This window comes from Streptomyces armeniacus, assembly GCF_003355155.1.
Lineage (GTDB): Bacteria > Actinomycetota > Actinomycetes > Streptomycetales > Streptomycetaceae > Streptomyces > Streptomyces armeniacus.
This window is the reverse complement of the sequence record NZ_CP031320.1, coordinates 5038088-5058658: the sequence shown is the minus strand read 5'-3', so window position 1 is coordinate 5058658 and position 20571 is coordinate 5038088. Positions and strand designations below refer to the sequence as shown.

The 20571-nt window shown below is 73.6% G+C and carries 20 protein-coding genes and 2 pseudogenes; 10 read left to right on the top strand and 12 right to left on the bottom strand.

The genetic code is table 11. The features are described from left to right. Positions 1 to 3: 3 nt before the first annotated feature. The 5 genes and pseudogenes from DVA86_RS22055 to DVA86_RS36125 all read left to right on the top strand — a co-directional run bounded on the left by DVA86_RS22055 (position 4) and on the right by DVA86_RS36125 (position 3325). Positions 4 to 414, top strand: a complete 411-nt coding sequence (locus DVA86_RS22055; protein ID WP_208880771.1) for a DUF3710 domain-containing protein — start codon at positions 4 to 6, stop codon at positions 412 to 414. Positions 415 to 541: 127 nt separating this feature from the next. Next, positions 542 to 1231, top strand: a complete 690-nt coding sequence (locus tag DVA86_RS22050; RefSeq protein WP_208880769.1) for a HemK2/MTQ2 family protein methyltransferase — start codon at positions 542 to 544, stop codon at positions 1229 to 1231. After that, the gene (locus DVA86_RS22045; protein ID WP_208880767.1) at positions 1215 to 1538 is read left to right on the top strand and encodes a CDGSH iron-sulfur domain-containing protein; all 324 of its coding nucleotides are present in this window, start codon (positions 1215 to 1217) and stop codon (positions 1536 to 1538) included. The genes DVA86_RS22050 and DVA86_RS22045 overlap by 17 nt, the downstream gene beginning before the upstream one ends. Then, a pseudogene (locus tag DVA86_RS35415) lies at positions 1535 to 2551 on the top strand (iron-containing redox enzyme family protein); the annotation flags it as partial. The gene DVA86_RS22045 and the pseudogene DVA86_RS35415, both read left to right, overlap by 4 nt. A gap of 27 nt (positions 2552 to 2578) precedes the next feature. Next, the gene (locus tag DVA86_RS36125) at positions 2579 to 3325 is read left to right on the top strand and encodes a protein-tyrosine phosphatase family protein (RefSeq protein ID WP_342776415.1); all 747 of its coding nucleotides are present in this window, start codon (positions 2579 to 2581) and stop codon (positions 3323 to 3325) included. Between the two features lie 99 nt (positions 3326 to 3424). Here DVA86_RS36125 and DVA86_RS22035 read toward each other — a convergent pair whose 3' ends face one another. From DVA86_RS22035 to DVA86_RS22010, 6 genes are all read right to left on the bottom strand, one after another. Further along, positions 3425 to 4303, bottom strand: coding sequence for a MaoC/PaaZ C-terminal domain-containing protein (locus DVA86_RS22035; protein ID WP_208880763.1), 879 nt, complete (start codon positions 4301 to 4303; stop codon positions 3425 to 3427). Positions 4304 to 4424: 121 nt separating this feature from the next. Next, on the bottom strand, positions 4425 to 5189 hold the full coding sequence (locus tag DVA86_RS22030; RefSeq protein WP_245997703.1) for an SDR family NAD(P)-dependent oxidoreductase: 765 nt from the start codon (positions 5187 to 5189) through the stop codon (positions 4425 to 4427). A gap of 76 nt (positions 5190 to 5265) precedes the next feature. Then, entirely contained in the window at positions 5266 to 6810 is a 1545-nt protein-coding gene (locus DVA86_RS22025; protein ID WP_208880760.1) for an MFS transporter, read from the bottom strand. A gap of 222 nt (positions 6811 to 7032) precedes the next feature. After that, positions 7033 to 7788 (bottom strand): cytochrome b/b6 domain-containing protein, encoded by a 756-nt coding sequence (locus DVA86_RS22020; protein WP_208880758.1) that lies wholly within the window; start codon positions 7786 to 7788, stop codon positions 7033 to 7035. Next, on the bottom strand, positions 7769 to 8587 hold the full coding sequence (locus tag DVA86_RS22015) for a molybdopterin-dependent oxidoreductase (protein ID WP_208880756.1): 819 nt from the start codon (positions 8585 to 8587) through the stop codon (positions 7769 to 7771). Before DVA86_RS22015 ends, DVA86_RS22020 begins: the two co-directional genes overlap by 20 nt. Before the next feature lie 27 nt (positions 8588 to 8614). After that, the gene (locus DVA86_RS22010) at positions 8615 to 9010 is read right to left on the bottom strand and encodes an ATP-binding protein (protein WP_208880754.1); all 396 of its coding nucleotides are present in this window, start codon (positions 9008 to 9010) and stop codon (positions 8615 to 8617) included. A 163-nt stretch (positions 9011 to 9173) separates the two neighbouring features. Here DVA86_RS22010 and DVA86_RS22005 point away from each other — a divergent pair, with 163 nt between their 5' ends. Beyond that, a complete protein-coding gene (locus DVA86_RS22005; RefSeq protein ID WP_208880752.1) occupies positions 9174 to 9932 on the top strand; it encodes a GntR family transcriptional regulator in 759 nt (252 codons plus the stop codon). A 54-nt stretch (positions 9933 to 9986) separates the two neighbouring features. Here DVA86_RS22005 and DVA86_RS36305 read toward each other — a convergent pair. The 5 genes and pseudogenes from DVA86_RS36305 to DVA86_RS21980 form a co-directional block, all read right to left on the bottom strand. After that, a pseudogene (locus DVA86_RS36305) lies at positions 9987 to 10285 on the bottom strand (hypothetical protein); the annotation flags it as partial. A gap of 202 nt (positions 10286 to 10487) precedes the next feature. Then, positions 10488 to 10835: a hypothetical protein gene (locus DVA86_RS21995; RefSeq protein WP_208880750.1), complete on the bottom strand. Its 348-nt coding sequence runs from the start codon at positions 10833 to 10835 to the stop codon at positions 10488 to 10490. Positions 10836 to 10855: 20 nt separating this feature from the next. Beyond that, on the bottom strand, positions 10856 to 11062 hold the full coding sequence (locus DVA86_RS35400) for a hypothetical protein (protein WP_245996957.1): 207 nt from the start codon (positions 11060 to 11062) through the stop codon (positions 10856 to 10858). Between the two features lie 566 nt (positions 11063 to 11628). Continuing rightward, positions 11629 to 13947 (bottom strand): acyl-CoA dehydrogenase family protein, encoded by a 2319-nt coding sequence (locus DVA86_RS21985; protein ID WP_208880746.1) that lies wholly within the window; start codon positions 13945 to 13947, stop codon positions 11629 to 11631. A gap of 43 nt (positions 13948 to 13990) precedes the next feature. Beyond that, positions 13991 to 15142 carry a hypothetical protein gene (locus tag DVA86_RS21980; RefSeq protein ID WP_208880744.1) on the bottom strand — a complete coding sequence of 384 codons (1152 nt, stop codon included), beginning with the start codon at positions 15140 to 15142 and terminating at the stop codon, positions 13991 to 13993. A 207-nt stretch (positions 15143 to 15349) separates the two neighbouring features. Between DVA86_RS21980 and DVA86_RS21975 the strand changes: the two genes are divergently transcribed. The 4 genes from DVA86_RS21975 to DVA86_RS21960 all read left to right on the top strand — a co-directional run bounded on the left by DVA86_RS21975 (position 15350) and on the right by DVA86_RS21960 (position 18724). Then, a complete protein-coding gene (locus tag DVA86_RS21975; RefSeq protein WP_208880742.1) occupies positions 15350 to 16018 on the top strand; it encodes a class I SAM-dependent methyltransferase in 669 nt (222 codons plus the stop codon). Between the two features lie 324 nt (positions 16019 to 16342). Continuing rightward, positions 16343 to 17008 (top strand): N-acetylmuramoyl-L-alanine amidase, encoded by a 666-nt coding sequence (locus DVA86_RS21970; protein WP_342776370.1) that lies wholly within the window; start codon positions 16343 to 16345, stop codon positions 17006 to 17008. 277 nt (positions 17009 to 17285) lie between these two features. Further along, positions 17286 to 18161 carry a hypothetical protein gene (locus DVA86_RS21965; RefSeq protein ID WP_245996955.1) on the top strand — a complete coding sequence of 292 codons (876 nt, stop codon included), beginning with the start codon at positions 17286 to 17288 and terminating at the stop codon, positions 18159 to 18161. A gap of 266 nt (positions 18162 to 18427) precedes the next feature. Beyond that, positions 18428 to 18724 (top strand): hypothetical protein, encoded by a 297-nt coding sequence (locus tag DVA86_RS21960; RefSeq protein ID WP_208880736.1) that lies wholly within the window; start codon positions 18428 to 18430, stop codon positions 18722 to 18724. Positions 18725 to 18863: 139 nt separating this feature from the next. On the opposite strand, the gene DVA86_RS21955 is transcribed toward DVA86_RS21960, so the two are convergent. Beyond that, positions 18864 to 20381, bottom strand: coding sequence for an oxidoreductase (locus tag DVA86_RS21955; protein ID WP_208880734.1), 1518 nt, complete (start codon positions 20379 to 20381; stop codon positions 18864 to 18866). Positions 20382 to 20571: the final 190 nt, after the last annotated feature.

Below are 20571 nucleotides of genomic sequence, written 5' to 3'. Positions count from 1 at the left end.
GTCGTGGCCGCCACCGTGTCGCTCGGCGGGGGCGCGGCCTCCGTACAGCTTCAGGCGTTCGCCGCGGACGCCTGCGGCGGCCTGTGGGAGCAGGTGAGCGCGCGCATGGCCGAGGGCCTGAGCGCGGGCGGCGGGTCCCTCGCGCGCGTGGACGGGCCGCTCGGCCCCGAACCGGGCGCCGTGCTCCGCGACGTGGAGTCCCCCGGCGGGGAGGTCGCGGTGCGGTTCGCCGGCTGCGACGGGCCGGGCTGGCTGCTGCGCGGGACGTTCACGGGCGCGGCGGGGCCGGGGGAGCGGTACGCGCGCAGACTGGAGGCCGTCTTCCGGGACACGGTGGTCGCCCGCGGCCACGGCGTGCCGGCACCGGGCGAGCCCCTCTTCCTCACCCTGCCGCCCGCCCCGGACGCGGGCTGAGGGAGCCGGGGCCGAAGCGGCTGAGAGGGCCCGCACGAGCGGCGGCGCGCAGGCAGCACGTTTCCATCGTGACGGCCGGGTGACCCGGTCTGAGGCGGATCCACCCGCTGAGCGTGGAGGCTGACCTGTGACGACCACGTGCGCACCGCTGCCGGAACTGGGCCGCGCGGTGACCCTGCCCGGCGTCTACGCGCCCCAGGCGGACAGCTTGCTGCTCGCCGACGCGGTGCGCCGCGAGCGCCGAGTGCCGGGCTCCGATCTGCTCGACGTCTGTACGGGCAGTGGGGCGCTCGCGGTCTACGCGGCCCGGCTGGGCGCGTGCGTGACAGCCGTGGACATCGGCCGCAGGGCGGTGCTGACCGCGCGGCTCAACGCGCTGCTCGCCGCCCGCCGCGTCGTCGTACGCCGCGGTGATCTGCTCAGCGCGCTCCCCCCGGACCGGACGTTCGACATGCTCATCAGCAACCCGCCGTACGTCCCCTCCCCGGCCGAGTTCCCGCCGCGCCGCGGCCGGGCCCGTTCGTGGGACGCGGGGTGGGACGGCAGGGCGTTCGTGGACCGGGTGTGCGACGCCTCCCCGTCCGCGCTCCGTACCGGCGGGGTGCTGCTGATGGTGCACTCGGCGCTCAGCGCGCCGGAGACCACCGTGCGGAGACTGGCCGCGCTCGGGCTCGTGGCAGAGATCAGCGACCGCGCGACCGTTCCCTTCGGGCCCGTTCTCTCGGCGCGGCTGCCGTGGCTCCGGGAGAACGGGCTCGTGGACGACGCCGCCGAGAACCAGGAGGAACTGGTGGTCATCCGTGCCGAGAAGATCTGAACGCCCGCGCCGCGTCGCCCAGGACCGCGAGGGTCCGCTGCTGATCGAGGGGCCGGTGGAGTTCGAGCTGCAGGACGGCACCGTCGTCTCCTCGGACCGGTTCACCGTCGCCGTCTGCCAGTGCCGGCGCAGCCGTACGTACCCGTGGTGTGACACCAGCCACCGGCGGCGTTCCCGCCCGCGGCCGGAGGACGGCCGGCGGACGGACGTGCCCGGGGGCGCCGGGGACGTGCCCGGCACACGGGACGGGAAGAAGCCGGGGGACGGGAGCGGTGAGCGAGACGAGACCGAGAGGCCGGAGTCATGAATGGTGACGGGGAAGCGGGGCCGGCCCCCGCTCCCATGGCCGTGTCGCCCGAACTGCCCCGGTCGCGGGGAGACATCTCGGCGGCCGTGCTGGCGTATCTGCGCGGCACCGGGAGCCACCTGCCCGGCAGCGCCGAGGTCGGCCGCGCCGACCCGTACGGCGACGATCTCCAGCTTGCCCTGTACGTGCTGTACGAGCTCCATTACCACGGGTTCGAGGGAGTCACCGACCGCCAGGAGTGGAACCCGGAACTGCTGCTGCTGCGCGGTGACGCGGAGGAACGGTTCCTGACGGCAGTGCGCTCGGCTACGGACCGTACGACGGACGTGGACGGACTGCTGGCCGGCCTGCTCCGCGAACCCGTGGAGGACGCCGGAGACGGCGTGTCCCATCATCTGAAGCGCACGGGCGCGTGGTGGCAGCTGCGCGAGTACGCCGCCGTGCGTTCCCTCTACCACCTGAAGGAAGCCGACCCGCACGCCTGGGTCATCCCCCGCCTGCGGGGCCGGGCCAAGGCGGCCATGACGGCGGTGGAGTTCGACGAGTTCGGCGCCGGGCGCGCGGAGGACATGCACGCGCGGCTGTTCGCCGAGCTGATGGACGATCTCGGACTGGACTCCCGTTACGGCCGTTATCTCGACGCGGCCCCCGCCGAGGCGCTCGCGACCGTCAACCTCATGTCCCTGTGCGGCCTGCACCGTGCGCTGCGCGGAGCCCTGGTGGGGCACTTCGCGACGGTCGAGGTGACCTCGTCGCCGGGCGCGCGGCGCATGGCCGAGGCGATGCGCCGCGCGGGTGCCGGTCCCGCTGCCCAGCGTTTCTACGACGAGCACGTGGAAGCCGACGCCGTACACGAGCAGATCGTCCGGCGGGACGTGGTGGGCGGCCTGCTCGAGGCAGAGCCATGGCTGGCACCCGACGTCGCCCTCGGCATCCAGGCCACGGGGCTGCTCGAGGACAGGCTCGGCGAACGGCTGCTGTCGGCCTGGCGCGAGGAGCGGTCGGCCCTCCGCCCCTGGCTCCTCTCCTATACACGTCTGATGCTGCCGACTCCTATACGACTGTGGGGGGGGTGCGGGAGCGTCACAAAAAAAAGAAAAAGGAAGGCCCCGGCGGGCAGCCGCAGGCCGGCGCCGGGGCCGCCACCCGCGCCCGTAAGCGCCCTCGTGCCCGTGTCCGTGCCCAAGTCCGCGCTGCCGCCGCCCGGTTCGGGCCCGCCGGCACCGGCGGATCGGGAGACTAGCCCCGAGGGCGGGGCCCGCGTGGGTGTGTACGGGGCTTCCGTACGGCATCCGGCGCGGGCCCCGCGCGGCTACGCTCGCCGTATGACCGCTTCCCCTGCCTCCTCGTGGGAACCGGCCGCGGCGGGTGTGCTGCGGCTGCCCTCGGGGCGTCTCGTGCGCGGCCGCGGGCTGCGCCGTCCGCTGCCGCCCGGCGCGGTGCCGGACTTCGCGCTGTATCTGCTGGGCCGCCAACCGCCCGCCGTCGACTGGGAGTCGCGCTGGGTGCGCTGGCCCGACTTCCGGCTGCCTGCCGACCGGGAGGCGGCCGCCGACGCGCTGCGCGAGGCGTGGGAGCGCGCCGTTACGGAGCGCGTGGAGGTCGCCTGCGGCGCCGGGGTCGGCCGGACCGGGACCGCGCTCGCCTGCCTCGCCGTGCTGGACGGCGTGCCGAACGCCGAGGCGGTCGCGTACGTGCGGGAGCACTACGCACCGCGCGCCGTGGAGACGCCCTGGCAGCGGCGTTACGTCAGCCGCTTCTCGCCCGCGGCACAGCGGCGCGCCTGAGCCGGGGGGGGGCGCACGGGCCTGCGGGCGTACGGGCGCGGAACCGTCGGCGTACGGCGTACGCGGCGCGGCGTACGCGAGGCGCCGCCCGGCCCGGCGTCAGGGGCCGTACGTCACCACCGCGTCGCCGAGCACCGGTGCGCCGTCCCGTTCGACGGCCACCGCCTCCAGCCGCGCCACGCCGCCGCCGCCCGAACCGTCCTCCCCCTCCCGCCACATGGCGATACGCAGCGTCTCGCCCGGGAAGACGACCCCGGTGAAGCGCGTGCCGTAACCGCGCACCCGTGCCACGTTCCCGTCGAGCAGCGTGTCGGCAACGGCCTTCAGCGCCACCCCGTACGAGCACAGCCCGTGCAGGATCGGCCGTTCGAAGCCCGCGAGACGGGCGAAGTCGGGGTCGGCGTGCAGTGGGTTCCAGTCGCCCGAAAGCCGGTACAGCAGTGCCTGGTCCTCCCGGATCGCGCGCTCCACGACGCGGTCCGGCTCGCGTACGGGCGTGGACGGCCGTACGGACGGGCCGCGTTCGCCGCCGAAACCGCCCTCGCCACGTACGTACAGCTCCGTGTGCGACGTCCACAGCGGGCCGTCGGCGTCGGCCGCCTCCGTACGCAGCACGATGACGGCGGCCTTGCCCTTGTCGTACACGGCCTCCACCCGCGAACTCCGCGTCGCCTCACCCCGTACGGGCAGCGGCCGGTGCGGCGTGACGTGCTGGCCGCCGTGCAGGACGGCCGCGAGATCCACGTCGACGCCGGGCGCGGACAGCCCGTCCAGCACGCCCACGCCGCCGCCCGCGACGGTCGCGAAGCTGGGGAGGACGTGGAGGCGGCTCTCCAGGGTGTAGCGGAGCTCCAGCGGGTCGGTGGCGGGAACGCCTGCGCCCAGGCCCAGGTGGTAGAGCTGGACGTCCTTGTGGTCCCAGCTGATCTCGATGGTGCGGGGCGGGGCGGCGAGTGCCGCAGCGGTGTCGATGGGCATGGGGGCTCCGTGATGGTGAGGGCTGGCGGTCGGGGCGGGCCGGGGCCGTTCACGTACGTCGGTCCGCGTATGTCGGCCCGCGTACGCGGCGGTCCACGTACGTCGGCCCGCGTACGGCGGGTCACGTACGGAGGTACGACGCGCCGTTCAGGTCCAGCACCGCGCCGGAACTCCACTCCGCCGCGGGCGAGGCCAGCCACAGCACCGCCTCCGCGACCTCCTCCGGCCGCCCGACGCGGCCGTACGGGCTCTGCGCGCGGATCGCCGCGCCCTCCTCGCCGCGCAGCCGGTGCGCGACGCGTTCGGTCTCGAAGAAGCCCGGCGCGACGGACGCGACCGCGATGCCGTACGGCGCGAGCGCCACCGCCAGCGACTGGCCGAGCGCGTGGACGGCGGCCTTGGTGGCGGCGTACGCGGGGTGGTCCGGTTCGCCGCGGAAGGCGCCGCGCGAACCGATGTTGACGATACGGCCGCCGTGACCCTCTTGGTCTCCGCCCGCCGCCCCCTGGGCGATCATCCGCTGCGCGGCCTGGTGCGAGAGGTGGGCGGTGCCCAGGAGGTTCACATCCGTGTGGCGGCGCCACGCTGTCGTCCAGTCGTCGTACGACGTCGAGGCGGGCGGATGCGGGAAGTTGACGGCGGCGTTGTTGACCAGCACGTCGAGGCCGCCGAGCGCGTCGGCGGCCTCCTCGGCCAGCCGCGCCGCCTCGGCCGGCTGCGACACGTCCGCCGTCGCCAGCACGTGGCCCTCGCCCGGCAGTGCCGCGAGGGTCTCCTCGGCGTCCTCGCGGCGGGTGCCGTAGTGGACGGCGACGCGGTCGCCGTTGCGCGCGAAGGCGCGGGCGAGTTCGCGGCCGAGGCCGCGGGAGGCGCCGGTGACGAGCACGCGGCGGCCGGTGGCGGGGAAACCGCTCGCGGAGCGCGCGGGCTGGTCGGGCTGGTCGGGCTGCGGCTCGTACTGGTCAGTCACGCGTGACCGCCCCCTCGTCCGCCCGCTCCTTCACGGGGCCGTCCGCGGCGGCCTCGTCCTCCGCGGCGGCCTCGTCCTCCGGGGCGGAGTCGTCCGCCCGTCCGTCGCCGCGCGGCAGGGTCAGGAACATCAGCAGCACACTCCCGAGCAGTATCCAGGCCCCCGTCTGGAAGGCCAGACCGTACCCCTGCGCCTGGCTCGCCGGCCCGTGGTCGTCGCCGATCCGGGCCGCGGCGACGGTGGAGAGCGCCGCCAATCCGAGGGCGCCGCCCATCGTGCGGGAGGTGTTGATCAGGCCGGACACGAGGCCCTGGTCCCCCGGCGCGGCGCCGCGCGTGGCGAGGGACGCGAGCGGGGTGGCGGACAGTCCGGCGCCGAGCGCGATCAGTACGCCGGGGCCCAGCACGGTGTCCGCGTAGCCGCCGCCCGCGTGCATCGTGCTCTGCCACAGGCAGCCGCTGCCCGCGATGGAGGTGCCGATGATCGCCAGGTGGCGGGGGCCGATGCGCTGCATCAGCAGCGGTGCGAGCTTCGAGCCGAAGACGATGCTGAGTGACTGCGGTATGAAGCCGAGACCGGCCTGGACGGGCGAGTAGTCCAGCACGTTCTGCATGTAGAGCGACACGAAGTACCACATGCAGAACTGCGCCGCGCCGTTGACGAACATCGCCGCGTTCGCCGACGACACGGCCCGCAGCCGGAACAGCTTCAACGGCACCAGCGGCGCCCGCGTACGCGCCTCGACCGCCACGAACGCGCCCAGGAGCACCAGCCCGACGGCGAGCGGTACGAGCGCGGCCGCCGCCGTCCACCCGGACGACTCCGTCTCCACGATCCCGTACGCCACCGCCCCGAGCCCCGCCGTGACCAGCAGCGCGCCCGGCACGTCGAGCTTCCTGCCCACACTGCCGCGGCTCTCGGCGAGCCACAGGGTGGCGGCGACGAGGACGACGGCGCCGACCGGGACGTTGATCAGCAGCACCCAGCGCCAGGACAGCCCGCCGGTCAGCAGGCCGCCGACGAGCCCGCCCGCCGCGCCGCCGCCCGCGCCGACGGCCGTCCACGTCCCTATGGCGCGGGTACGGGCCGGGCCCTCCGGGAAGCTGGTGGTCAGAATGGTCAGCGTGGCCGGCGCCAGCACCGCCGCGCCCATGCCCTGCACGGCGCGCGCGGCGATCAGCTGCCAGCCCTCCTGCGCCAGCCCGCCCGCAAGGCTGGCCGCGACGAAGAGGCCCAGCCCGACGAGGAACATCCGCTTCCGGCCGAAGAGATCACCGGCCCGGCCGCCGAGCAGCATGAACCCGGCGAACGTGAGCGTGTACGCGTTCAGCACCCACTGCAGCCCTGTCTCGCTCAGCCCCAGGTCCGAACGCATCGACGGCAGCGCCACGTTGACCACCGACACGTCGAGCACGACGAGGAACTGCCCGGCGCACGCCGCGAGCACGACGGCCCACAGACGGGGGCGGGCAACGCGGTCTCCGCTGGAACCGCTGGAGACGTCGGGGGCAGGAGGGGACTGGACCATGCCGGACATGCTGCCACCCGCCCTCGGCGGGGCACACCGGGATATCCGCCCACCTGCGGCGGGACGTCGGTCCTAGGCCCGCGAGCCGGGTCCCGTACGGCTGGGCCCGCCGAATCCAGCCCGTCCGGCGGGATCCGTACGGCGAGGGCCACCGAAACCAGCCCGTCCGGCGTTTGAGGACGGCCCTCAGCCACAGCGGCGGGGCGGTGGGCGTATAGCGGCCACCCGCGGCTACGGACGGGCGTCCGCGCCCGCGCCCGCGTCCGCATCGGCATCGGCATCGGCATCGGCCTCCGCCGGGGGCCGCCACAGCGGGTGCTCGCGTCGGGCCCAGTCCGGCGCGACCCGCCCCGTACGCATCCCGCGCCGCGCCTCCGGGTCGCCTGCGGCCATCAGCACGTGCCCGATGAGCACGACGCCGATGGCGAGGGCCAGCCAGTCGTGTACGAACGTCGCCGCCGTACGCCACACCAGCGGCGCCAGGTCCGTGAACCACATCATGAGCCCGGTCGCGGTCATCACCAGCACCGCGCCCGCGATCCAGGCGGCCCAGACCTTCTGCCCCGCGTTGAACTTGCCGGACTCCCGGCCGTACCGGCGCCGCCGCAGAGCGGCTGTCAGCCAGTCGCGGTCGTGCGGCCCGAAACGGTTCAGGCGCCGCAGGTCAGCCCGGAACGCGCGCGACGCCAGCCCCAGCAGGAACGGCGCGGGCAGCAGCAGGCCCGACCACTCGTGGAGGGTGACCATCAGGGCGCGGCGGCCGACGAGTTGGGCGAGCTGCGGCAGATACAGGCACGCCGCCGTGAACACGCACACGCCCATCAGCAGCGCCGTGGAGTGGTGCACCCACCGCTCCCCGAGCGTGAAACGCAGGACGCCCTGCGGGCGTTCGGCGCGGCGGACCGCGCCTCCAGCCGCGACTCGGGCAGCGCCGCGGACCGCGCCTCGTGCGGCTGCTCGGGGGGCGTCAGGCGGCGGTGGGGACATCGCCGTCGCGTCCGTTCGAGCGGCCGACCCAGGCGTCGACGTCGTAGCCGCGCTTCTCCCAGTAGCCGGGCCGTACGTCGCGGGTGAGGGTGATGCCGGAGAGCCACTTCGCGGACTTGTAGAAGTACATGGGCGCGACGTACAGCCGCGCGGGCCCGCCGTGGTCGTGGCTCAGCGGCTTGTCCTGCATCTCCAACGCGACCAGCACGTCGGCGCGGCGGGCCTGTTCGAGCGTGAGGCTCTCGCTGTACGCGCCGTCGAAGCAGGTGAACCGTACGGCCTTCGCCTCACTCCGCACCCCGGCCGCGTCCAGCAGCCGCGACAGCCGTACCCCCTTGAACGGCGTCTCCGGCACCCGCCACCCGGTGACGCACTGCACATCCCGTACGAGCCGCGTCTGCGGCAGCGCGCGCAACTCGGCGAGGGTGTAGTCGGCCTCGCGGTCGACGAGGCCGTCGACGGTGAGGCGGTAGTCGTCGGGGCCCTTGTGCGGGACGGAGGAGACGACGGAGTAGTACCGGAACCCGCCGCCGTTCGGCAGCAGCCCGGTGAAGCCGGTGGGGTCCTTGCCCGCGACGGCCCCGAGCGCGTTCTCCATCCCGCGCTGCAGAGATGGCGCGGCCGCCAGCCCGGCGGCCCCGAGCGCGAGCGTGCCCAGCAGCAGCCGCCGCCCGACGGGCGCGCCCTGCCCGTCGGCGGGATCCTGCCCATCCGGCCGGGCCGGCCCGTCCGGCCCGCCGGAATTGCCCTGTACGAGGTCCACCCCCCGATTCGAGCACCACCCCCGCCGGGACGCCATACCCGACGCCGGACCGTCAGACTTCCGTCATCTGCGCGGCGCCTTGATCCGGGCCCAGACGATCTTGCCGAACGGCTCCCGGTCCGCGACGCCCCAGTCGTCGGCGAGTTCGGCGACGAGCAGCAGCCCGCGCCCGGCGGTGTCCAAGGCGGAGGGACGGCGCGGCTCGGGCCGCACCTCGCGGCTGTCGTGCACCTCCAGACGTACGACGTCGTCGGCCAGGGCCAGTCGCACCAGGAAGCCGCGCCCGGGCTCGGCGCCGTGCAGCAGCGCGTTGGACGCCAGCTCGGACACGCACAGCCGGACGGTCTCGACCGGCTCGGCGGCACGTCTCCACGAGGCGAGGGAGAGGCAGGCGAACTCCCGCGCCATTCGGACGGCTTCGGGCCTGGGGTCGAAGAACCTCTGCGTCGCTTCGGGCACGGCGGGCCCCCTTCGGTTTCTGCCACACGGCACACATCTCTAGAGACGTTGCTCATACTGACGCATCCTCTCTAGAGATGTCAACCGAACCTCGCGCAGCGTACAACTGTGCGCTCTCCAGCCCTCCCCCTTAGGGTGTCTAGAGAGGACGGAGGGACGTGTGATGGCCAAGCAGGGCGCGGGCGAGCTGCCCAAGTACCAGCGGATCGCGGCGGAGCTGAGGGCGGCGATCGAGTCGGGGCAGTACGGGCCCGGCGATCAACTGCCCGGCGAGAACCAGCTCAAGGAGACCCACCAGGTCGCCCTGATGACCGCGCGGCAGGCTCTGGACGTGCTCAAGAACGAGGGCATCGCCGAATCCCGCAAGGGCAAGGGCGTGTTCGTCCGGGCGTTCCGTCCCGTCCGGCGGCGCGGGGTGCAGCGGCTGTCGCAGGAGGTGTGGGGTTCCGGGCGGTCGGTGTGGGCGGATGACGCGGCGGACCGGGACCTCGTCGTGGACGGGATCGAGGTCGGTGAGGCACCGGCCACGGAGCCGGTCGCCCGCGTGCTCGGGCTGGAACCCGGCGCAGCGGTCTGTACGCGCCACCGCCGGTTCGTCCTCGACGGCAAGCCCGTGCTCCTGTCCGTGTCCCATCTCCCGGCGGAACTCGTGGCCGGTTCGCCGGTCACCCAGGAGGACACCGGCCCCGGCGGCACGTACGCGCGGCTCGCCGAACTCGGGCACAAGCCCGTCCGGTTCCGGGAGGAAGTGCGGTCGCGGATGCCGAGTGCCGCCGAGACACGGCAGTTGGAGCTCTCGGCGGGCACACCGGTCATGCGCATCTGCCGCACCGCGTTCGACGGCGACGGCCGGGCCGTGGAGTTGAACGAGATGACGCTCGACGCGGCGGCCTACGTGCTGGAGTACGACATCGAGGCGTGAGTGCCTGAGCAGGTCAGGCGCAGGGTGAGGACGGCTTGGACGAGGCTGGTGGTGGTCGGCCCCGCACTCCGCGGCGGCTTCTTCCAGGGCGTCGATGATGCCGCGGGTTCGCGCGGCCCTGATGACGTGGACGGCTCCGGGCAGTGCCGGGGATGCCCGTGGCAGCCGTCCCGCCGGGTCGGTGATGACCTGCACGTTCATGCCGTCAGCAGGGCCAGTCGCACCAGGAAGCCGCGCCCGGGGGTCAGCCGCCTCCAGCAGGTGCCGCGTTGCCGGCGATGCTCCCGCAGCCGGGCGGACGGGAAGCGCCGGGCGGAGCTGGACACGTCGATCCCGGACGGGTGGACAAGCACGCGAAGCCTCTGGTGAAGACGGTTCTCTCGGTCGAAAACCCATCTATAGCCAGAGGCTTCACCGCGCTGTCAGCCCAACGCCCCATCACCCACGCGAGGTTGAAAGAGGCTCAATAGGGCAGCGCACGCAGTTGATCGGATCGCATTGTACGGCCGCGCATCTTTCCCCTCCGGTCAGGTGCCCGGGGGGAGGAAGCGCGCGTTAGCAGTAGCCCATGGGGCCGTTGTTCGTGTAGAAGACCCAACTGACGCTCACCCACCCGGTGACGTTGCCGCGATGAGCCGTCAGATAGATCCAAAGCCCATTGCCGTTCCAGCAATGGGCGGTGAACGTCTCACCCCGGTACCCTTTGCCCAGGATGACGGGACCGTTGGGGGCGTTGCGGATGTTAATGCCGTCGCCCAGAAAATACCCTGCCCGACTTTGCACTCCCACTTGAGACCGCTGCGCGGCTGAAGCGGATTCGGCGGTGGAAGCCACCGCACCACTCGTCAACATCGCACCTATGACTGCGGCGACGACGGCTACTCTGTTCGCGATCCTGAGCACGTTTCCTCCCCGTGTGCCTCTCAGCAGTTCCGAACCTGGATGAGGGGAATGAGTACGTCGACTCGGGACCATCCGGAGACTCCGGTGGTGTTGTTCTTGTGGTAGTACCACTCGGTGTTGGCGACGACCCGCCGGCAGTGGACCGTGGCGTCGTGGGACCGGTAGCCATAGCCGACCACGGTGGCCGAGGTGCTGGGGTTGGTGCGGATCCGCGCTCCGTCGACCAAGTAACGCCCGGGACTGGACAGCGCGGCCTCTGTCGAATGGGACGAGGGCGCAGCCTTCGGCGTGGATCCGGAGGCCGGTTCGTTGTTTTCCGTTGATGCCGTGAATGCCGGGCCGTCAGCCTGAGCGGGCAAGGCGGTAGCGACAGCCCCTGCTCCGCCCAGAACCACAGCAGCCGCTAACCCAGCCACCGTTCGCTTCACACGTGACATATCCCCTCTCCCTTTTTCGAGCAAGTCCGCCAGCGGCGAGACTGTTTCCCTTCTGTGAGTGGAGATCCTATGCAATCAAGTTCGTGGTGGCGTACTCTGCGGGGAGTATCTGCTTCTACTCCGCTCCTAGTACCGCTGGCCGCAGTTCGCTATCGCTGCAGTTCAGCGATGTGTTTCAAGTGTATTCACGGAGCGAACGCTCAATGAGCGGCCGATTAACGGGAATGCCGTCTCCTGGGCCACTTGCCATCCCGGCACACGTTGCTCCGCGCGCGAGTTGGGCCACGCGGGCACCGGCGTACGGCTCATGTGCCGCACGCCGGTGTCACGGGCGGTCGGGGCGGCCCCGGCCGGCGTCACAGCAGCGGGCGGGGTTCCGGGTCGTGGGGGAGGGACAGGTGGGTTTCGGCGAGGGCGTTCAGCTGGATCTGCGTGGTGCCGCCGGAGAGCGTGGCGCCGCGTGAGGTGAGGAACGTGTCCACCGCGCCGCCCTCGTCCGTCAGCGCGCCCGGCGGGCCGAGGAGTTCCAGGGCCAGTTCCGCCACCCGCTGCTGGTGCCGGGCGCGCAGGAGGCGGTGTACGCCGGGGTCCGCGCCGGATTGTTGGCCCGCGGCGCGCCGGAGCACCGTACGGAGTGCGAGGCAGCCGAGGGCGTGCGCCTCCGCCGCGAGCGCGCCGAGGCGCTCCCGTACGGGGCCCGCGTCGTCCCCGTACGGGCAGCGCGCGAGCAGCGCTTCCAGGCCGGGGCCGAAGTCCGGCCGGTCGGTCCAGTCCACGCGGCCGTTGCCGAGCGTGTGCCGAGCGACCGCCCAGCCGTCGTGCACCTCGCCGACCACGGCGTCCTCCGGGAGCAGTACGCCGTCCAGATAGACCTCGCCGAACGGTGTGCCGCCCGCGATGTCCCGTACGGGCCGCACCTCGAGGCCGGGGGTGTTCCGCATGTCGACGAGGAAGAAGGTCAACGCGCGCTCCGTGGGCGCCTCCGGGTCCGTACGGGCGAGGAGCACGCCCCAGTCCGCCGACTGCGCGGCCGAGATCCACGCCTTCTGCCCGTTGACCCGCCAGCCGCCACCGCCCGCACCACTCCCACGGCCGGGGACCCGTTCCGCCCGCGTGCGCAGCGCCGCCATGTCCGAGCCCGCGTCGGGCTCGGAGAACAGCTGGCACCACGCCGTCTCACCGCTCACCGTGCCGGGCAGGTGCCGTGCGCGCTGGGCCTCCGTGCCGTACGTGACGAGGGCGGGCAGCGCGCAGGCGGTGACGCCGAGTTCGCTGACCCGTACGCCCGCCGCGCGCAGCTCCTCCCCCACCACCAGCTGCTGTACGGGGCCCGCGCCCAGGCCGTACGGCGGCGGCAGGTGCGGTTCCGCGTACCCGTCCGGGGCGAGGCGCCGCCGCGCCTCCGCCGGGTCGAGCCCCCGCGCGCCGTCGGCGGCCTCGCGCGCGCGGGCGCGGAACGTATCGGCCTCCGCTCGCGCGTCCGGCGGCAGTTCGAGCCCCAGCTCAAGCCCCGGGCCGAGCCGCAGCGCGCGCCGCGTGCCCCCGTCCGCCGCGAGGCGCGCGGCCCGCAGCCGGTGCCGGTGTCCGGGGCCGAGGAGCTGCCGTACGGTCAGCGCGCGCCGCAGCGCGAGATGCGCGTCGTGTTCCCGGCTGAAGCCGGTGGCGCCGAGGAGCTGCACGCAGTCCTTCGCGCCCTCGTACGCCGCCTCCAGCGCCACGGAAGCCGCCAGCGCCGCCGCCAACCCCCGTACGGGCGCGGGCTCGTCCACCGCGCGCGCCGCGTCCCAGGTGAGGGCGCGGGCCTGGGCGAGGCGTACGAGCATCTCCGCGCAGCCGTGCTTGACCGCCTGGAAGCTGCCGACGGGCCGCCCGAACTGCTCGCGCACCACCGCGTGTCCGGCCGCCGTGTCCAGGGCGCGGGCGGCGACGCCGCACGCCTCGGCGGAGAACAGGACGGCGGCCAGGTCGCGTACGAGGGCGGTGTCCACGGCGAGGGTGCGCGCGGCCGGCACGGTGACCCGTTCGGCGAGCACGTCGGCGACGGGGCGCAGCGGGTCGGCGCTGTCCCGGGCGCGTACGGTCAGCGCGTCCGCGTCGACCGCCAGCCAGACGGTGCCGTGGCCGGGCGACTCGGCGGCCAGCACGAGCAGTTCGGCTCCGGCGGCGCCGAGGACGGGAGGCGCGGTGCCGTGCAGGACGTGGCCTCCGTCCGGGGCGGGCTCGGCGGTGAGGGAGCCGGTGCCGAGCGCGACGGCGGCCGTACGAGCACCCTCGGCCAGCTGCCGTACGAGCCGGGACCGTACGGCCCGTACGGCCCGGGAAGGTTCGGGCGGGCGCCCGGCGTCCGCCGCGTCGCCGGGCCCCGGCTGCGCGCCGCGCAGCAGCAGTTCCACGGCGAGGACGGTCGGCACGTACGGCCCGGGGAGCAGCGCACGGCCCGTCTCCTCCAGCGCGACCGCCAGGTCGGCCACCGTGCCGCCGCCCCCGCCGTACGCCTCCGGCGCGCGCAGCCCCGGCAGCCCGAGCCGGGCGAGCCCGTCCCGGTACGGCGGCCGCGCGGCGCCCGTGGACGTGTCCGGCGCGCGGTGCGGCGCCTCGGGCGGTACGGCGTGCGCGGCCCAGTCCCGTACGGTCTCGGCGAGCGCCTGCTGCTCCTGCGTGATCGCGATCCCCATGGCCGCACCGTAATGGTCAGGTCGGTCCCGGTCGGCGGCGCGCTCAGGCCGCCGGGCCCGGCGGCACCCGCATGTCCGCACGGGCGCAGCCCAGCCGTTCGGTCTCGGCGCGTACGTAGCGGGGCAGCAGCGTACGGGCGGTCCGCAGCGGGTTGTCGGCGATCTCGTGCTGGCGCAGCAGGAAGACCACGTACACGCCCTTGCACTCCGTACGGAACGCCGACTGCGTGGAGCCCAGCGTCCCGTAGCCCTCGGGTGCGCCCTCGGGCACCGTGACGGGGATGCCCGAGTCGCGCACCACGGGGTCGAGGATGCGGGCGAGCCCGGGGTCGTCGACGGTGAGGAGGCGCAGGTCGTCCACGTCGTGGTCGCTGTAGCCGAGGTCGCAGCTGCGGACGGGGCCGTCGCCGGTCGAGCGGCGTTCCAGCTCCGGTGTGCTCTTCGCCGACGGCGGCACGGTGAGCCCGTCGATTCCGCAGACGGCTGCGGGGCTCGCGTCCCGCGGCTGCGGGAGCGCGGGGAGCCGCTCCGGCTCCTCGAAGCGGTCGTCGCAACCGAGCTTCGCCAGCGTGCCGTTGGCGAGCCGGGTGACGACCCGGGCGAGGACGGCGCGCATCTCGCGGTCCTGCTCCGGTTCGCCGACGCCGTTCCCGCCGGTGTCGACGTCGACGACGGTAGGCGGCGCGTACGAGGCGGCGCCCGTGCACTCGGCGGGGAGCGCCAGCCAGGAGCGGGCGGCCGAGGCCATGCCGGTCAGTTCACCGCCCAGCGGACTCATGTCGGAGGCGAGGAACTTCTCGTGCCAGCCGTCGGACTCGCGGGCGTACGGGCCGGTGGGCGTGTGCACCCGTACGTTCACCTCCCAGCCGCGGTCCTCGCCGCCGATGAGGCGGCAGCTGCCGTCGGCCGCCGTGCCGTCGCCGGGCGGCTGCTCCTGCGCGCCGATGTCGCCGCTGCCCAGGGGCAGTTCCTCGAGGTCGCGGTCGTCGAGGGAGCCCCAGCAGGCCGCTTCGCCGGAGAACGGCGTGACTCCGGCCTGCCACGCGGTGAGCCCGGCGCCGAGCAGGGCGCCGACGACGGCCGCGGCGAGGGCGGTGCCGGGCTTGCCCCGGCCCATACGGCGCCACCGTGCCGTACCGCGCCACCGGGCCAGGCGCGACGGCGTCGGCTCCGGTGCGTGCGCGTCGTCGGTCATCCCGGCTCCCGGCCCTCTCGGCGTGCGGTGCCTCGACGCCGTACTGGTCCCATGGGCGATCATCGATTCCGTGCGATCGTATAGTCGCCGGCACGCGCGAACACCCCCCGGGGCGGCGCGGAAGGCCGCGCAGACCGCACCCGCCGTACGCCGCGTACGCCGCCGCAAGCCGCCGTACTCCTCCCGAGAAGCCGGACAGCCAGCACGATGCACCAGCCGCAGCCCCAGCCCGCCCCCGCACCCTCCCCCGCCGCGCTCGCCGCCTTCGAGGCCGCCAAGGGGTTCATGCCCGAGGACGAGGGACTCGCCCTGTACGCGGCCGCCGCCGACGCCGCCGGGCGGCTCGGGCTGCCGCTGCTGGAAGTCGGCACGTACTGCGGGCGTTCGACCATCCTCCTCGCGGACGCCGCCCGCACGGCCGGCGTGACGGTCCTCACCGTGGACCACCACCGCGGCAGCGAGGAGCAGCAGCCCGGCTGGGAGTACCACGACCCGTCGCTCGTCGACCCCGGGACCGGCATGATGGACACGCTGCCCGCGTTCCGCCGTACGCTGCACGCCGCCGGCCTGGAGGAGCACGTCGTCGCGCTCGTCGGGCGGTCGCCGCAGGCGGCGGCGGTCTGGGGCGGCCCGCTGGGGCTGGTCTTCGTCGACGGCGGGCACACCGACGAGCACGCCGGCGCCGACTACGAGGGCTGGGTGCCGCACCTCGCAGACGGCGGACTGCTCGTGATCCACGACGTGTTCGAGGACCCGGCGGACGGCGGCCAGGCGCCGTACCGGATCCACCGGCGGGCGCTGGAGTCGGGTGCCTTCACGGAGGTCTCGGCCACGCGCTCGCTCCGCGTTCTGCGGCACAACCGCCCCGGCGGGTGACGCGCGGCGCTACGATCGCGAACCGTGTCCTACCGAACCCCGTCCCGCCGCGGCGGGACCCTGGTCATCGTCCTCGCCTCGCTGGTGCCGCTCTGCTTCGCGGGCTGGCTCGTGTGGCAGTCGGCGCGGGGGTCGGCCGACGAGGGCTCGGACTCGCCGCCCGCACTGATGCCGGGCCCGTCCGGATCGGACGGGTCGGACGGGTCCGAGGGGCCGGACGGCGGGAAACCGGGCGCACCGGATAAGCGGGGGAAATCCCCCCAACCGGACAAGGGCGGGAAAGAGAACGGCAATCGGGGCCAAAAGGGAGATCCACTCGAGGGCATGACGGTCGTGCTCGACCCCGGGCACAATCCGAACAATCGGAAGCACCCGGACAAAATCAACCGACTCGTGGATATCGGCACAAACAAGAAAGCCTGCGACACCACCGGCACCGAAACGAACTCCGGTTATGCCGAAGCCTCCTTCACGCTGGATCTCGCCCGGCGCGTCCGTACGGATCTGGAAAAGCAGGGCGCCTCCGTGAAACTCACGCAGGACGGAGATCGTTCCTACGGCCCGTGCATCGACGAGCGCGCGGAAATCGGCAATACGGCGAAGGCCGACGCGGTCGTCTCGCTGCACGCGGACGGCGCCGCGCAGGGCGGCCACGGGTTCCACGTGATCGTTCCCGCTTCGCTGCGCGCGGGAGACGCGGACACCACCGCGATCAGCGCGCCCTCGCGGCGCCTCGGCACCTCGCTGGCGGCCGCGTTCGACAAGGTCGAGGGCGCCCGCAAGTCCAACTACATCGACGCCGAGAAGGGTTACGTCACCCGCGACGACCTCGGCGGACTCAATCTCAGCAAGGTGCCGAAGGTGTTCCTCGAGTGCGGCAACATGCGGGACGCGGGAGACGCCGCCCAATTCACCGACCCCGAGTGGCGCGGGCGCGCCGCGTACGGGATCGCGCAGGGCATCACCGACTTCCTCACGGAAGGACGTTGACCGCTCACGGAAGGACGCCGCCCGGGCACTCACCGCTGCCGGCCGACAACGCGAAATCGGCGAACAGGGCGAACACGGCGCGCACCGCCGACGTGATCAGACACACAGCCGCGAGAACTGGCACAGAACGGAAACGAAGAAGACGGCCCGCCACATCAGGCCATAGTGTCGCCCGTACGATGGGGTGCTCACCCCCGGCAGACAGAAACACGGACAGACAAGACCGACTAAGGACCCCACGTTGAACATCCGCTCGCTCACCCGAGGCGACGCAGTGATGATCGGAGCAGCCGTCCTGCTCCTCATCGCCTCGTTCCTCGAGGTCTTCACCGCTGACATTCCCGATGGCGTGCCAGACAGCTCGAAGCCGGACTTTCCCACGATGTGGGACATGAGCGAGGGTGCGGGGGTGGCCCCCTTCGCGGTCACCCTCCTCGGGCTTTTCGCCGTTGGCGCCATCGTGTTCGGGCGCGCCCTGCCGCCGCAGGTCAAACTGTTCGGCATCGTGCCGTCGCAGCTGGGCCTCGGTTTCGCGCTCGCCACGGGCTTCAGCTCGCTCGGACTGCTGTTCACCAAGCCCGACAACGAGGGTGCGGACCTCGAGTTCGGCATGGGGCTCATCATTTCGGTGCTGGCAGGGCTCGTCCTGGCGGTCGTGGCGCTCCTGACCGAGACGGTGCCCGCCCTGAAGGCACCCCTCATGGGCGGTGGCGGTGCCCCGATGCCGGGCGCCCCCTACGGCGGCCAGCCGGGCCAGCCCGGTCAGCCGCAGCCGCAGGGCGGTTACGGCTACCCGGGCCAGCAGCCGGGCCAGCCCCAGCCGTACGGCGGCCAGCCGGGCCAGCCCCAGCCGTACGGCGCCCAGCCGGGCCAGCCGGGCCCCGGGCAGCAGCCGCAGCCGGGTGCGCCGCAGCAGGCCCAGCCGCAGCCGGGTCAGCACGCGCCGGGTGGCGGCGACTTCCAGCCGTTCTGGTTCGCGGTGCCGGTGGCGCGCCCCCTCTTCCCGGAGGACGGTTCGCCGAACCCGGTGGCCGAACTGGCGCCGGGCACCTGGTACCTCGCCGTGGAGCAGCGCGGCCAGGCGCTTGTCGCGCAGACACAGGACGGACGGCGCGGAGTCCTGCAGGACAGCTCCGGCATCCAGCGCGGCTGACGGCCGGGTAGCCGAGCAGTGACAGTGCAGCACAGCTGACGGGCCGAGTGTCCGAGCGAGCAGCAACGGCGGCGGCCCTCTTCCTTACGGGAGGGGGCCGCTGCCGTTTCGTGTGCGTGCGTGAGTTCGTGCGGGCGCCGCGCGAGTTCGTGTGCGTGCGCGTGAGTTCGCGTGGGCGCCGCGCGGCGCCGGTGCGAACGGCGTGCAAAGTCCGTGCATAACGGACGAGTTGGTTTGCGCTCCCCGATATCGGTTATCCGATCGTTATGTCCACCGCAGCGAGACGCTCCGGAACCCACCAGGCCGCCGCGGCCGTACGGCTCGTCGCGGACCTCGTCGCGGGGATCATCGCCCTGTGGGTGCTGCTCTACCTGCTGGACGCCAACCCCTCCAACGACCTGGTCAGCACGGCACACGACGCCGCCCGCTGGCTGGCCGCCTGGTCCCACGACCTGTTCTCGTTCTCACGGGACTGGCTGCGCGTGGTCGTCAACTACGGCGTCGCCGCCGTCGTGTACCTCCTCGTCGGCCACGCCGTGGCCACCCGCATCCGCCGCAGGTGACCGTCCCCGGGAGTACGGACCGCGCCGCACGGTCCGTACCCCGCCCCGTACCCCATGATCGCCGGGCCGCGATGCCACCACTGTCGCGGTCCGGCGGTTGTCCGGGCCGCGTTCGCCAACGCGGCCCGTCCGCCCGCCACTACTGCTTCGCCAGCGTCCGGCTCACTCCCGCCAGCACCGCCGTCGTCAGCAGCCAGCCCACGCCGATCAGCCCGTACGCCAGCCACTGCGCGCCGCCGCCCGCCCAGTGCCACGCGCCGCGCTGGCCGAGGCCGCCGATGGGGATCAGCAGGTCCAGGGTGTAGACGAACGCCTGGAACGCCGGCCCCTCCCCCGGCTTCACCGGGCGCGGTTCCTGCGTACGGAACGCCAGCGTGCCGAGCAGCGTCAGTGCCGCCAGCCAGACACCGGCCAGCCAGGGGCGGTAGCCGTATCCGACGGTGGCGTCCAGCAGGTAGCCCCACGCGCGGCTGGCGGGGCGCAGCGTGCGCCGGCGGTCACGCTGCCGGGTGAGCAGTACGCGACGGGCGTCGTCGTCGTGGCCGATCCGCCGGTAGCAGGCGGCCAGTTGCTCGTACGGCTGCGGCGAGTAGCGCGGGTTGCGCCGAATCCAGGCGAGCCGCCGTGCCACGTCCTGGCGGGCGGCCCCGGGCTCCGCGTCGCGCAGGGCGTCGTACGTGAAGCCCTCCAGGCGTATGGCCGCGGGCCAGCTGCGTTCCTCGTCCTGGTACCAGCCGGTGTGCGTGTTCCGGAGGACCACCGCACCCTGCGGCGGCTCCGCGAACCGCAGGTCGAGTTCCGCCGTGCGCATCCCGATGCCCACGAGGACGCTGCGGCCCTCGTTGCCCGCATCCCGCAGGGTGGCGCCCTCGAAGGTCAGCAGATCCGCGGTCTGCGCACCGCGGAGCCGTATCTTCCCCTCGCTGTGGAAGCCGCGCGAGCACCGGATGGTGGACGCCGTCACGTTGTCCGCCTGCAACGCGATGATGCCCTCCGGGTTCTCCAGCCGCGCGCCCCGCATGAACAGCCCGCCCGGCAACTGCGCACCCGGGAGCGCGACTTCGCCGCGCGCACGGAAGCCGTTCTCGCACATGACCGCGCCCGACATGACGATGCCGCCCGCGGACAGCGCGAGATCGCCGGGCGCCCACAGCGTCGCCCCGTCGAGCCGCAGCCCGCCGCCGATCTGCGCGTGCGTGAGGCGCAGCGCGTTCCGCCGCTCCACCTGCTCGATCAGCGAGCCGCGCAGGTCGAGGCGGCCCTCGATACGCGCGGCGGGCGCCAGCAGTCCGGGTATCCGGCAGCGGGTGAGGACGAGCGCCAGCGTGGACGCGCCCTCGAGGCTCACGGCCTCCTCGAACCAGCAGTCCTCCAGGCGCAGCAGATGCCGGATCTCCGCGCCGTCCAGCGTCAGATGCCCGGTGATCCGCGCCCCGGACAGCCGCAGCGCGGGGACGGCACCGCGGCGCTCCTCGTTGCCGCCGAGCAGCAGCGCGGCCAGTACGGCGGCCCGCACGGTCCGCGCGGGGCCGCGGCGCGGACCGGCGTCGAGGGCGTCGTCCTCGGGACGCCCCGTCCGCAGATCAATGTGCTCGCCGACGGGGAAGGCGTTCCACAACGCGCGCTCGGGCGGCGTCAGTTCGTCAGGGTTCAGCATGACAGCAGCGTATGGACGCCTCCTGCGCCGCGCCTTTCAGCCCGTCCCGCGCCCCAGCCCGTCCGGCGCTTGAGGACGCACCCCAGCCACACTCCAGCCCGTCCGGCGCTTGAGGACGACCCTCAGCCGGGGACGGGCAGCAGACGCCGGTACGCGGTCACCGCCTCGTACGCAAGCGCGGCCCGGGAAT